Origin of the sequence: Pseudomonas sp. Gutcm_11s (assembly GCF_028649395.1) — a bacterium.
Classification (GTDB): domain Bacteria; phylum Pseudomonadota; class Gammaproteobacteria; order Pseudomonadales; family Pseudomonadaceae; genus Aquipseudomonas.
The window spans coordinates 205,300-218,161 of sequence record NZ_JAQSUW010000015.1 but is presented as its reverse complement, the minus strand read 5'-3'; the positions used below and the strand labels follow the sequence as shown (position 1 = coordinate 218,161).

Annotated in this window: 13 protein-coding genes and 1 pseudogene; 2 read left to right on the top strand and 12 right to left on the bottom strand. The window is 66.0% G+C overall.

Going from position 1 to position 12,862, the window contains the following annotated elements:
• Positions 1-100: 100 nt before the first annotated feature.
• The 4 genes from PTT45_RS16040 to PTT45_RS16025 all read right to left on the bottom strand — a co-directional run bounded on the left by PTT45_RS16040 (position 101) and on the right by PTT45_RS16025 (position 1,883).
• Positions 101-607, bottom strand: a complete 507-nt coding sequence (locus PTT45_RS16040) for a thioesterase family protein (protein WP_273814577.1) — start codon at positions 605-607, stop codon at positions 101-103.
• A gap of 40 nt (positions 608-647) precedes the next feature.
• Positions 648-1,025, bottom strand: coding sequence for a DUF7674 family protein (locus PTT45_RS16035; RefSeq protein ID WP_273814576.1), 378 nt, complete (start codon positions 1,023-1,025; stop codon positions 648-650).
• Positions 1,026-1,040: 15 nt separating this feature from the next.
• Entirely contained in the window at positions 1,041-1,355 is a 315-nt protein-coding gene (locus PTT45_RS16030; RefSeq protein WP_273814575.1) for a DUF2834 domain-containing protein, read from the bottom strand.
• A gap of 63 nt (positions 1,356-1,418) precedes the next feature.
• Complete coding sequence (locus tag PTT45_RS16025) at positions 1,419-1,883, bottom strand: glycine zipper domain-containing protein (RefSeq protein ID WP_043311800.1); 465 nt, start codon at positions 1,881-1,883, stop codon at positions 1,419-1,421.
• 161 nt (positions 1,884-2,044) lie between these two features.
• On the opposite strand from PTT45_RS16025, the gene PTT45_RS16020 reads away from it, so the two are divergent.
• Positions 2,045-2,287, top strand: a complete 243-nt coding sequence (locus PTT45_RS16020; RefSeq protein WP_273814574.1) for a hypothetical protein — start codon at positions 2,045-2,047, stop codon at positions 2,285-2,287.
• Here the strand turns inward: PTT45_RS16020 and PTT45_RS16015 are convergent.
• From PTT45_RS16015 to dinG, 7 genes and pseudogenes are all read right to left on the bottom strand, one after another.
• Entirely contained in the window at positions 2,284-3,417 is a 1,134-nt protein-coding gene (locus PTT45_RS16015) for a glycerate kinase (protein ID WP_273814573.1), read from the bottom strand. The genes PTT45_RS16020 and PTT45_RS16015 overlap by 4 nt on opposite strands.
• 7 nt (positions 3,418-3,424) lie before the next feature.
• The gene (pdxH, locus tag PTT45_RS16010) at positions 3,425-4,072 is read right to left on the bottom strand and encodes a pyridoxamine 5'-phosphate oxidase (protein WP_273814572.1); all 648 of its coding nucleotides are present in this window, start codon (positions 4,070-4,072) and stop codon (positions 3,425-3,427) included.
• Between the two features lie 68 nt (positions 4,073-4,140).
• Positions 4,141-4,827, bottom strand: a pseudogene (locus tag PTT45_RS16005) (OmpA family protein); the annotation flags it as partial.
• Positions 4,828-4,849: 22 nt separating this feature from the next.
• The gene (locus PTT45_RS16000; RefSeq protein ID WP_273814569.1) at positions 4,850-5,995 is read right to left on the bottom strand and encodes a serine hydrolase domain-containing protein; all 1,146 of its coding nucleotides are present in this window, start codon (positions 5,993-5,995) and stop codon (positions 4,850-4,852) included.
• A 151-nt stretch (positions 5,996-6,146) separates the two neighbouring features.
• Positions 6,147-8,417 (bottom strand): beta-agarase, encoded by a 2,271-nt coding sequence (locus tag PTT45_RS15995; RefSeq protein WP_273814568.1) that lies wholly within the window; start codon positions 8,415-8,417, stop codon positions 6,147-6,149.
• 94 nt (positions 8,418-8,511) lie between these two features.
• On the bottom strand, positions 8,512-9,336 hold the full coding sequence (locus PTT45_RS15990; RefSeq protein ID WP_273814567.1) for an SDR family NAD(P)-dependent oxidoreductase: 825 nt from the start codon (positions 9,334-9,336) through the stop codon (positions 8,512-8,514).
• Between the two features lie 27 nt (positions 9,337-9,363).
• Complete coding sequence (dinG, locus tag PTT45_RS15985) at positions 9,364-11,511, bottom strand: ATP-dependent DNA helicase DinG (protein WP_273814565.1); 2,148 nt, start codon at positions 11,509-11,511, stop codon at positions 9,364-9,366.
• Between the two features lie 81 nt (positions 11,512-11,592).
• Here dinG and PTT45_RS15980 point away from each other — a divergent pair, with 81 nt between their 5' ends.
• On the top strand, positions 11,593-12,057 hold the full coding sequence (locus PTT45_RS15980; protein ID WP_273814564.1) for a CopD family protein: 465 nt from the start codon (positions 11,593-11,595) through the stop codon (positions 12,055-12,057).
• A 63-nt stretch (positions 12,058-12,120) separates the two neighbouring features.
• Here PTT45_RS15980 and PTT45_RS15975 read toward each other — a convergent pair whose 3' ends face one another.
• Positions 12,121-12,858 (bottom strand): OmpA family protein, encoded by a 738-nt coding sequence (locus PTT45_RS15975; protein WP_273814563.1) that lies wholly within the window; start codon positions 12,856-12,858, stop codon positions 12,121-12,123.
• Positions 12,859-12,862: the final 4 nt, after the last annotated feature.

The following is a 12,862-nucleotide window of genomic DNA, read 5'->3' as shown; positions in this document are numbered from 1 at the left end:
CATAACTATCAGAACTAAGCCATAGATAAATTATTACATTATGCACAGAGCGTCCCGCTTCTGGCCGAGGATAGATCAGATGGGCGCGCAGCGAGTGCCCTCAGGATTCGCCGGCCGCCTGCAGAGCAGCCTCCCAGGCATGCACCCGCTCCGGGGCCGTTGCGAAGTCATGCGACAGGAAGGTCGACGGCGCCAGGGTTCGACCACTCTTCTTGAACTTCATCTTCACCAGAATTTCCGCGGCCAGCTCACCCCGCACTCGCAGGGCGTGAAGGAAGTAGGCGCACTTGTCGTCAGCATGCAGCAACCGCGTCTCGACTCGCACGCAACTGAACAGTGCGACCGGGCGCAGGAAGCGCACCTGCTGGGCCAGGTTGACGAAACCGGCGCCGCTGCGCAGCACACTGAAGAAACTGCCGACCTTGAGCAGGTAATCCAGCTGCGCCGTCTCGGCGTACTGCAGGTACTTGTCACTCTTGAGCACCCGCACCCCGGAATCGAAGGGGCTCACCCAGAACCAGGTCGTCACGCTGTCGGTCGCCGCATGGCTGGCGTGGCCAGGCAGGCCGAGGAAGAAGGCGAGGATGTTTCTCAGCAGACCGGACATTGGCGACTCCCTGCCCAGGCGTCGCCCATGCCTCATATGGTCAAGCCGGCGCGCGCCTATGGAACCCTAGATACAGCTGTTTGAGGGGTGCCGGTAACTGCTGCCAGTACCCCTCGGCCCTGTCCGCCGGCACCTGCCAGAACAGATTCTCGACGAACGAGACATCAATACAGTTGCGCACTTCCGCGCTGCAATCCCCCAGCGCATCGCTGATAAGAGTGAATAACGGCAGATGATTGGCCGGGGCAACAGCCTTCTTCATCTGTGCATTGAGCGCATTGGCCAGGCTCTGGAACCAGGAGTACTCGTACTCGGGAAACGGCTCACCCCAGTAGGCGAGGTACTCGCGATCGGCCTTGGCCGCGATATCGGGAAAAGCGCTGCGCACGACCTCGCACAGCGCCGCGATGGTTTCCAAGTGCTGGCTCAATGCCTACTGCCCTGCCGGCTTGGCCACACCCCTGATCACCAGATACAGCAGCGGGCCGACGGACGCGAAGACAGCCGTGATCGCGAAGTACGGCAGCAGCGAGGCGAGCGAGCCCCGGCGCGCCTGGTTGTCCCGATACATCCAGACGCAGGCCAGGGCAGCAAATATGTAGAGATCGATGACCACCTGGGCGGTATCCGGGCTGGACATCAACTGCATGCCGAACTGCAGCAGCGACTGCTCGGCCTGGAGCATCACGAAGATGGTGTAGAGCGAAAACGCGACCAGAACGGCCAGCGGCAGAATCCTTTCCTTCATGAGATTTCCCTGGATCGATATGAAAAGGCCCGGCGAATGCCGGGCCCCTGTCCTTCAGCTCACTCAGTGAGCGACGCGGCTGGTACCGTCGACCGTCATGATGCGCACGCGGTCACCCACGCGGAACACTTCGTTCTCCTGCACCTGCTGCACGTAGGCGCGCAGGCTGCCGTCATCTTCACGCACGGTGATCTCCACACCCTGGGTGCGGGTCAGGCCTTCCTCGGTCATGGCGCCCAGCAGGCCGCCCGCGACCGCACCGATCACCGCCGCCACGGCCGCACCGCGACCGCCACCAATGGCACTGCCGCCGACACCACCGACCACCGCACCGGCACCTGCGCCTATCGGAGTCTTGGTGCCCTCGATCTTCACCGGGCGCAGCATCTCGACGGTGCCCAGACGCACGGTCTGCACCTTGCGCGCCTCGTCGCGGCTGTAGGAGTCGCCGCTGAGGTTGGAGGCACAACCGCCCAAGGCCAGAGTCAGAGCAACGCAAGAAGCGGTCAACAGCTTGGTAATACGCATGAGGTTCTCTCCGTGTAGGGCAATGTCCATTAGACCGCGACGCAGACGACCTGTCACCCGCCGCTCTACCGCCAGTGTAGGGGACGGGTGCGACATCGGGTCAGGTTTGCAGCGCAGGCACGCAGGGGCAGGATGACGCACGCACTCTCGAGAATCACGCAATGGACTACTTCATAGTCGCCGTCACCACCCTGGCGGGCCTGTACTTCCACTGGTGGATCTATATCCGCATCCGCCGCTGGATGGACCGCGACCTGGCCCTGTCCATGGCGGCCGGCGACCCGGCCATGGGCGCCTACATGCTGGAATGCCTGGCCGCGGCCAAGGCCCAGGGCATTCGTCGACGCCATCTGGAAGACTGGCTGCACCAGGCCGCCTGCGACTATCTCAAGCACGGCGCCTAGCCGCGTGCCAAACGCCACATGCGCGCCAGGTCGCAGGCGCGCGCCGCTAGCTCGGCAGCGGCGTCCTGCATGGCCTGCTCCAGACTCTGCGGCCCGGAGGTCAGACTGAAGGCCGCATCGATACCCGCGCCATACAGCGCCTGATAGGCCTCACCCAGGCTGCCGGCCAGGGCGACCACCGGAACCCCGGCTGCCTTGGCCACACGCGCCACGCCGACAGGCGTCTTGCCGTGCAGGCTTTGCGAATCCAGGCGTCCCTCACCGGTAATCACCAGATCAGCGCCCTGCACCGCCGCCGCCAAGCCGGACAACTCGGCCACCAGCTCGATGCCCGGACGAAAGCCGGCATGCAGGAACGCCTTGGCCGCAAAGCCCAGGCCACCCGCGGCGCCGACACCCGGCTGCAGGCTGTGATCATCGCCCAGCGTTGCCGCAACCACCCGCGCGTAGTGCCCCAGGGCGGCGTCCAGCAGCTCCACCTGCTGCGGGCTGGCGCCCTTCTGCGGGCCGAAGACATGCGAGGCACCACGGGGGCCGCACAGCGGGTTGTCGACATCGGCGGCGATCTCCACCCGTGCCTGCAGCAGACGCGGGTCCAGACCACTGACATCGACACGGGCCAGGTGCGCCAATGCCGCGCCGCCAGGTGGCAGCTCGGCGGCGTCGACATTCAGGAAGCGCACACCCAGTGCCTGCAGCAGCCCGGCACCGCCGTCATTGGTGGCGCTGCCACCGAGACCAAGGATGATGCGCGTGGCGCCGGCATCCAGCGCCGCGCGAATCAGCTCGCCGGTGCCGAAACTGCTAGTCAGCGTGGCATCGCGACGCTCGCGCGGCACCCAGTGCAGGCCGCTGGCGGCGGCCATTTCCAGCACCGCAGTGCCCTCGCCCAGCCAGCCCCAGTGCGCCTGCACCGGCTCGCCGAGCGGGCCACGCACCAGGCATTCGCGGCGCTCACCACCGGTGGCCGCCAGCACGGCATCGACCGTGCCCTCGCCACCATCAGCCATGGGCCGCAGGAGGATATCGGCGTTGGGAAATACCTGGCGCCAGCCGCGCGCAATGGCAGCCGCCACCTCGGGCGCAGACAAACTCTCCTTGAAGGAGTCGGGAGCGATGACCAGCTTCATGCCGGGCTCAGGGTGCCAGGCGTTCGCGCAGCCAGGCGCCATCCACCGAGCGGTAGTTGAGGCGGTCGTGCAGGCGGCTGGCCCGTCCCTGCCAGAACTCGATGCGTTCGGGCAGCAGGCGGTAGCCACCCCAGTGCGGCGGGCACTCCGGCGCGCGGTCGAGAAAACGTCGCTCGGTCTCGGCGAGCAGCTGCTGCAGCTCCTCGCGATCGCGAATCACCCGGCTCTGCGGCGAAGCCCAGGCACCGATGCGGCTACCCAGCGGGCGTACCTGGAAGTAGGCATCGGATTCCTGCGCCGAAACCTTCTCCACCCGCCCTTCGATACGCACCTGGCGTTCCAGGCTGGGCCAGAAGAAGGTCATGGCCGCAAAAGGCCGTGCCGCCAGTTGGCGAGCCTTGGCGCTCTCGTAGTTGCTGAAGAAGGTGAAGCCCTGCTCGTCCAGGCCCTTGAGCAGCAGCACCCGGCAATGCGGGCGCCCCTCCTCGTCGACCGTGGCCAGGGTCATGGCGTTCGGTTCGACCGGCAGCTGCTCGGTCTTCACCGCGTCGTCGAACCAGCGGCGGAACAGGGCGAAAGGCTCGGCCGGGGCCTGCTCTTCGCCGAGTCCGTCGCGGGTGTAGTCACGCCGCATATCGGCCAGGGTCTGGGTCATGCGCACATCCTCTCAGTGATGTCGCAAGCTTACTGCGCCTTGTCCTTCTTCTTTTGATCTGCGGCAATCTGCGCCACTGGCAGGTTGGCCGCAGCTGCGGATGCGGTGGCAGTCGCCGGGGCCGGCTGGCTGTAGCGGGCCAGCAGCGCGACCAGGGTCTTCTGCGGGGTCAGGACGATTTCCACGCGGCGGTTCAGCGAGCGGCCGGCGGCGCTGTCATTGGCGGCACGCGGCATGTCGGAGCCGACACCCTTGAGCAGCAGACGGTCACGCTGCAGGCCGCTGAGACGGAAGATCGAGGCCACGGCCTTGGCGCGGTCCTCGCTGAGCACGCGGTTGTCTTCGACCTTGCCGGTGCTGTCGGCATGGCCGAGGATCAGCACGCCAGTGTTCTTGTCCGCCTCGAGGATCTTCGCCACCTTGGTGAACGGGCCGAGTACCGCCGGCATCAGCATGCTCGGGCGGTCCGGGTTGAACGAGCTCTCCACCGGTGCGGTGACCACCAGCACATTCTCGCGGCGCTCCAGCTCCATCTTGCTGCCGCTCAGGGCGGTCTTCAGGCGCGGCTCGTACTCATCCAGCCAGGCATTGGTAACTTCATGATCGATCTTGGGCGGAGCCTTCTTGGCAGCGGCGACCGGCTTGTCGCTGTCGCCGAACGGCCACCAGCTGCTGGAGGTTTCTTCCTTCTTGTCCGAGTTGGCGCAGGCAGCGAGGCTCAGGCAGCAGAGCAGAATGAGTGTTTTCTTGTGCATGGTCAGGTCTTCCCCCAGCAAGTTACAGGCATTGGCCCAGCGCACGCGCCAACTTCTGCGCACGCGGGTCCATCAATACGTATGGTCCGAGACTATTGGTGACGAAGCCGAAAGCGACTTCGCGTTCTGGATCGGCAAACCCGACGGAGCCGCCCGCTCCTGGATGACCGAAGGATTTGCGCCCCAATCCATAGGTGGCGTTGGCAACGTCCGCCTGGTCGAGCATGCAGCCCAGCCCCAGGCGGGTCGAAGTCAGCAGGGTGCGGTCTTCGCCGCAGGAGTGTTCGCGGGTCATCTCGCCCAGCAGTTCCGGCTCCAGCAGGCGACCGTCGAGCAGGGCCGCATAGAAGCCAGCGAGGGAACGCGCATTGCCATGGCCATTGGCCGCCGGCTGTTGCATGAGTCGCCACTCCGGCTTGTTGGTACTGGTGAGGATAGACGGCGGGTTGGCGAACGCGCGGGTGGACAGCGCAGTCGGCTCGCTCATCATGCACTTGAGCAGGCGCTGGGCGGCGGCATCGCCCATGTCACCCTTCTTGCGGGCGATGTGGGCGACGCGGGGAAATTCTTCCTCGGCCAGGCCGACATGGAAGTCCAGGCCCAGCGGCTGGGCGATGCGCGCGGCGATGGTCTCGCCCGGCCCGCGCCCCTCGACCCGGCGCAGCAGTTCGCCGACCAGCCAGCCATAGGTGATGGGCGAGTAACCGTGCGCTTCGTCGGGCGTCCACCAGGGTTGTTCGGCGGCCAGGGCGGCGGTCATCTGTTGCCAGTCGTAGAGCGCCTCGGCAGGCAGCTGCGCACGCAGTGCCGGCAGGCCGGCACGGTGGCTGAGCAGTTGGCGCAGGGTCACGCGCTCCTTGCCGGCCGCCGCGAACTCCGGCCACCAGCGCGCCACGGGAGCATCCAGCTCGAGCTTGCCCTGCTCTACCAGCTGCAGAGCGGCAACGGCGGCAAAGGTCTTGGTGCAGGAGAACAGATTGAGGATGGTGTCTGTATGCCAGGCCTCGGCGCCATCCTTGTCGGCCGTGCCAGCCCAGATATCGACGACGGTTTCGCCGCCGATCTGCACGCACAGAGCGGCGCCACGTTCTTGGGGATCGTCGAAGAGTTCGACGAAGGCATCCTTCAGCGCTTCGAAGCGCAGGTCGAAATGGCCCTGGATCTGCAACCTCTTACTCCTCGGTCCGAATGGCCGGCATTGTTTCAGCACCGACTGTTCATGGGAATCCTGCCGCTTTGCTCAAGTCACTTGGTCAGACCAACGGTCTAGCGCCCGGAAGCGCGGCAACGCGTTCCGGGACGGGACTCACGCAAGCAGATCAGGGTTTCGCGGGGGCCGCTTCGGCCTTGGGCAGCAGCTTCTCGGCCACCTTGAGGTTGGCCTTGCGCACGGCTTCGACGAAGCCCTGCCAGGGGCGGTCGGTGATGGCGACCAGGCCGAAGTGGCCGTTCTCGCCGTCCAGCAGACGACCGCTAGCCGGTTGATCGAGGTACTGGAACCAGTGCACGCCGACGATCGCCGGTTCTTCCAGGGCCTTGGCCAGGAAGTTGGCGTAGGCCGGGCCACGCTCCTCTTCCTTGTAGGTCTCGGTCACACCACCCCAGAACGGCCCACGGTCACGCGAGCCGAAATGGAACTCGGTGACCATCAGCGGCTTGTCCAGCGCACGCAGAGCGGCGAAGTCGTAGCCGTGCTGTGGCTCCCTGACATAGAAGTTGAAGCTCAGCACGTCGCAATACTGGGCGCAGGCCGCGATGGCCTCCGGCGTGGCGATGGCGAAGCGGCCACCGAGCAGCATGTGATTGGGCGAGTGCCACTTCAGCGAGTCGGCGATGGTCTTGAAGTAGGTATCGGCGAACAGGCGCTGGAAGTTCTGCAGGTCCTGCTCGATCTGCGGGAACTCGGCGCTCGGCAGCGGCGGCTCGAAGCCCGGGTCCTCCATCAGCTCCCAGGCCTTGAGCTCGATGCCCCAAGCCTTGGACAGGCCATTCTGGTTGCGGTACTTGTCGCGCAGCTGCTTGAGGAAGGCGCGCTTGGCCGGCACGTCGGTGGTCAGGCGCAGGGTGCCGTAGGCCAGGGCGTAGCGGGCTTTCGGATCATCGCCGGGAGCGGCCCAGGCCAGTTCGTTGTCGGCGAAGAAGCCCATCAGCCAGGGGTCGTCGCGGCGATCGCGAGTGGCGATGGCGATGGCGCGTTCGGCAGCCATGGCAAAGCGCGGATCAAACGGGTCGGGCATGCCGCCCCACCAGTCGTGGCCGGTGCTGATGGTGGCGTAGTCGCCGGAAATCGACAGCGGGATGCTGTAAGGCAGGCGCTGCGCCTTGCCCAGGGTATCGTCGCTCCAGTTGCCCAGGCTGTTGAAGCCCCAGGCCTGCAGGCGGTCCAGGGTATTCTGGGCCCAGCGATCGGCATCGAAGCCAGGCGGCGGGCAGGCTGCCGGCTCGGCCGGTGCTGGCGTCGCGGCCAGCGGCGGCTGGGCCGCCTGGCAGGGCTCGGCGTAGCTGCGCTGCAGGTTGGCGCGGTAGAAATCGTACCAGCGTCCGTGGTCGAAGGCCCGACCACGGCTGGCACCGCTGTCGCTGCGGCTGTCACGCTTGCCGTAGTAGCTGGCCAGCGGCTCGCCATCCTTGGGCAGGGCGGCGAACATCGACTCGCGGCCCTCGACATAGGTCTGGCTCTGCCAGGCGCTGACCGCATTGACCCCGAGGGAATAGAAGGGATGCCCCTCGGGCGTGACCAGGTACCAGCGGCCATCGCGCTTCTCGGTACGGAAGAAGCCCTTGGCCTCGAATGTCGGGCCGCTCATCCAGCCGCCGAACTTGTCCTGCTGCGGGCGCTCTGCCAGCCAGGTCTTCAGTTGCTCGCGCTCGCGGGCCGCGCCTTCGCGCAGCTGCTGATCCTTGTCGACCTTGCCCGGCCATTGACCGCGGCTGTACTGGCCATAGGCGTCGATGATGCCGGTATAGACGGCCTGTTGCGCCGCATCGCCGGCCTGCACGCCAAAGCGGCCGAGCAGGACGCTCTGTGGCGCATCGGGCTTGCTCATGCTCAGCGTCACAGCACTGACCTGCGCGGCCGTCAGCTCGCCCTCGACTACGTCGGCAAGCAGCACGCGCTGCCCCTCGACGCTGATCGGCATGGGCGGTGCAGCGCGCATGCCCTGAGCTCGCGGCGAGGTGGCGGCGAGCGGCACCAGCAGGGTCTGCGCCGGGCCGGCAGGCAGGGCGATACGGCTGGTCAGCACCTTGCCGTCACGGCTCTCGATGCGCACATCCAGCGTCACCGCCCAGTCCATCGCGCTCTGCAGGCGCAGGCTCATCGCGCCGGCCTGCGACCAGTCCCAGTCGCCGGTCTGCGGACTCAGGCGCAGGCTGGGGTTGTCAGCAGCATTGAAGGTGAAACGGCGCAGCACCTCGCCCTCGGGCGTCGGCTCTGCGGTCAGCTCGGGAAAACTGGCGGCCTGGCTCTCGACCTTCACCACATCGGTGGGCTTGATAAAGCTGAACAGGGTCTGCTGGCCCTCGGGCGCAGCCAGGGCGGGTGCGGCGAGATTGAGGGCGATAACGAGCGGAAGAATACGGCGGATCATCGAACAGGCACTCCGGAAGATGCCCAAGTAGACACCAGGCAGGGTTGCTATTGCCACCCCGGAGCCCGCCTGGCGGCTACGCAAGTGCCTGATTTCAGACAGAGCTGGCCTTGATTCGATCCAGCAAACGGTCCGGCAACAGCCGATTGAGCAGGCGGAAAAGCCTTGCTGGCACCGTCACCGGATAGCGGGTACGCGGCACTCGGCTATCCAGCGCCTGCAACACGGCCTCGGCCACCGCCTCCGCCGGCAGGGTGAATTTGACCGCCGCGCCTTCCCGGGCCAGGCGCTCTTCCATCAGCGCGTAGCTGGCCGCATGGGCACCGCGACTGGTGTCCACATGCTTGCGCAGGGCCAGCAGGCTGTTGGCGCGGAAGCGCGCGATGATCGGCCCCGGCTCGACCAGCACCGCTTCGATGCCGCTGCCGGCCAGCTCCAGGCGCAGGGTGTCGACTAGCCCTTCCATGGCGAACTTGGAAGCGTTGTAGGCGCCGCGCAACGGCAGCGCCGCATAGCCGAGCACCGAACTGTTGAACAGGATGCGGCCATGACCCTGGCGGCGCATGATCGGCAGCACCGCGGCGGTCAGCTCGATGGGGCCGAACAGGTTGCTCTCGAACTGCTCGCGCCAGGCCACTCGCGGCAGGTCCTCGATGGCGCCGGGCTGGCCGTAGCCGGCGTTGTTGAACAGTGCATCCAGGCCACCGCCACTCTGCTCCAGCACCCAGGCCAGTGCCGCAGCGATGCTGGCGGAGTCGTCCAGGTCGAGCTGCACCGTCTCGAACCCCTCGGCCTGCAGGCGCTCAACGTCCGCCGCCTTGCGCGCGCTGGCGAACACTCGCCAACCAGCGTTACGGCAGGCCAGCGCCGTGGCGTGGCCGATACCCGAGGAACAGCCGGTAATCAGGATGGTGCGCATAGCCAACTCGCTGACAGGTGAACGGGATCAGGCGATCTCGCGACGGAACGGCGGCAAGGCATTGAGGATCGCCTTGCCGTAGCGCTGGGTGACCACGCGGCGATCCAGCAGAGTGATGGTGCCGCGGTCGGCCTCGGTACGCAGCAGGCGGCCGCAGGCCTGGATCAGGCGCAGCGAGGCGTCGGGCACGGCGATTTCCATAAACGGATTGCCGCCGCGCGCCTCGATCCATTCGGCCAGCGCCGCTTCTACCGGGTCATCCGGCACGGCGAAGGGAATCTTGGCGATCACCACATGCTCGCAGTAGGCGCCCGGCAGGTCGACACCCTCGGCGAAGCTGGCCAGACCGAACAGCACGCTCTCGTCGCCATCGTCGACCCGCGCCTTGTGCTTGTTCAAGGTCTCCTGCTTGGACAGGTTGCCCTGGATCAGCACGCGCTTGCGCCAGTCGCGATCGAGGCCGTCGAACACGTCCTGCATCTGCTTGCGCGAGGAATACAGCACCAGGGTGCCGCGCGCGCCCTTCACCAGTTCCGGCAGGTCACGAATGATGGCGGCGGTATGGGCGGCGGCGTCACGCGGGTCGGCCTTGAGGTCCGGCACCCGCAGTACGCCAGCATCGGCATGGTGGAACGGGCTGGGCACCACGGCGGTTACCGCCGCCTTGGGCAGGCCGGAACGCATGCGGAAGCGGTCGAAGGTGCCGAGTGCGGTCAGCGTGGCGGACGTTACTAGGGCGCCATAGGCGACATTCCACAGGTTGCGGCGCAGGGTCTCGGCGGCGAGGATCGGGCTGGCGTTGACCTCGATATCGAACAGCGCACTGCTGTCGGCCAGGGTCAGCCAGCGCGCCATCGGCGGGCTGTCTTCCGGGTCCTCGACAGTGAAGGCGGTCCACAGCTCCCAGTTGCCCTGGGCGCGAGCCAGCAGGCTGCCGAACAGCGGGTACCACTCCTCCGCCTGGTGGCTGGCAAGGCCCAGGCTGGTGCCCTCGTCGTCCATGGCCTGCTTGAGCAGTTCGGTGAGGCGGGTGAAGACGTCGGTGAGCTTGGCGAAGCCCTTCTTCAGTTCGATGCCCAGCTCGCGCAGGTGCTCGGGCACCAGGCCGCCCTCGAAACGGTGGCGCGGGCGCTCGCGGCCCTCCATGTCCTCACCGGCTCGGAAGTCGGCCAACTGCTCGCAGGCGCTGAACATGAACTGCTGCTGGGTGCGCAACTCGCGGGCCTGCTCGGGCACCTGCTCGATCAGGCGACCGAGGTCGCCAGGCAGCGGATGCTGGGCCAGCAGCTTGGTCAGGTTCTTCTCCACCTGGCCGAGCCAGTCGGCAGTGCTGCGCAGGCGGGTGAAATGGGCGAAGTGGCCGATGGCCTTGTCCGGCAGGTGGTGACCTTCGTCGAACACGTAGAGCGTCTCGCGCGGATCCGGCAGCACGGCGCCGCCGCCCAGGGCCAGGTCGGCCAGAACCATGTCGTGGTTGGTGACAATCACGTCGACCTTGGTCATGCCCTCGCGCGCTTTATAGAAGGCGCACTGCTGGAAGTTCGGGCAATGGCGGTTGGTGCACTGGCTGTGGTCGGTGGTCAGGGTTCCCCAGACCTGGTCTTCCAGCTCCTCGGGCCAACTGTCACGGTCGCCGTCCCAGCGATTGCCGGCGAGCTTCTCGATCATCTTGCTGTAGAGCTTCTGGCTGTGCTCGTCGACGTCGATACGAAAGCCTTCTTCCTCGAACATCTGCGCGGTAGCACTCTGCGCCTGGCCTTCCTGCAGCAGCATGTCCAGCTTGGACAGGCACAGGTAGCGGCCCCGGCCCTTGGCCAGGGCGAAGCTGAACTGCAGGCCGGCGTTGCGCATCAAGTCCGGCAGGTCCTTGTGTACGATCTGCTCCTGCAGCGCCACGGTGGCGGTGGCGATCACCAGGCGCTTGCCGGCGGCCTTGGCGGTGGGAATGGCAGCGAGGCTGTAAGCGACCGTCTTGCCGGTACCGGTCCCCGCCTCCACCGCCACCACGGCGGGCTCGCCATCGCGCTGGCCTTCTTCGTTGTGCTTGATCGCCCCCAGCACCTTGGCCACTTCGGCGATCATCAGGCGCTGGCCATAACGGGCCTTCAGCCCCTTGGCTTCGAGAAAACGGCTGTAGGCGCCCTGGATCTGGGACTTGAGTTCGGAGCTGAGCATGGGCGCGGAAAAGGCTGGATAAATTTTCAGTAGTTTACCGATAGGTTATGCTCGCGCGCCATCGCTAACCGGAGCTTGCCGATGACTGTCTTTGCTGCCCTCTACGCCGTGCATGTGCTGGCCGCCCTGGTTTGGGTCGGTGGAATGTTCTTCGCCTGGATGATTTTGCGCCCCGCCGCCGTGGCCAAACTACAGGCACCGGAACGGCTGAGCCTGTGGCTGGACGTGTTCCAACGCTTCTTCCTCTGGGTATGGATCGCCGTGCTGGTGCTGCCGGTTTCCGGCATGGGCATGCTGCATATGCGCTTCGCCGGTTTCGAGACCGCACCACGCTATGTGCAGATAATGATGGGCCTGTATCTGGTGATGCTGGCGCTGTTCCTGCGCGTGCGTTTCCTGCAACTGCCGCTGCTGCGTCAGGCCTTGGAGGCACAGAACTGGCCGGCAGGTGGCGAGGCTCTCGGGCGTATCCGCCGTCTGGTGGGAAGTAATCTGCTGGTGGGGCTTGCCCTGGTGGCCATTGCGGCCGCCCGCCCGACTTTCTGATAGCGCCGAATCAGCTCCCGCACCACCCGAGAGAGGTGCGGGAGTAGATCACCGCCAAAAACGCTATTGCGCGGGTTGTGCCTCGACTGATGCCTCGACGCGACGGTTGACGGCACGTCCCTCGTCGGTGCCATTGTCGGCCACCGGGCGAGACTCGCCATAACCTACCGACGACACCCGATCACTCGCCACGCCGTACTGGTTGACCAGTACGTCACGCACCGCATTGGCACGCCGCTCGGACAGCCCCTGATTGTATGCATCGGAGCCGTTGGAGTCGGTGTGGCCTTCCACGGTGGTGCTGGTCTGCGGGTACTGGCTCATGAAGTCAGCCACTGCCTTGATATCGGCCTGGCTTTCTTGCTTGACCACGGACTTGTCGTAATCGAACTTGACGTCCAGTTCGACGCGTACCGGATCACCAGCCTCGACCACAGGCTCGCTAGCGGGTGCGGAATCCGGATATTCAGGCAACGGACATCCGTTGTGACGTACCGGTGTGTTGGGCGGGGTATCGGGGCAACGGTCACGACGGTCGAATACACCATCGCCATCCTGGTCGCCGTCCTGGGCGTAGCAGATCAAGGTTCCGATGACCGCACCGGCCACCGCACCTCCAGCTGCCCAAGCAGAACTTTCGATGGCGCCAAGACCTCCTCCGGCCAGGCCGCCAATCGCCGTACAAATGGGCCAGTTCCCTTGGTTGAGCGGCGCATCTCCCGTACTGGAAGTCGTGACGCAACCTGAGAGAACACTACTGACCAAGAGAAGGGGTACAACTGCCCTTGAGATGCTTCTCATGGCG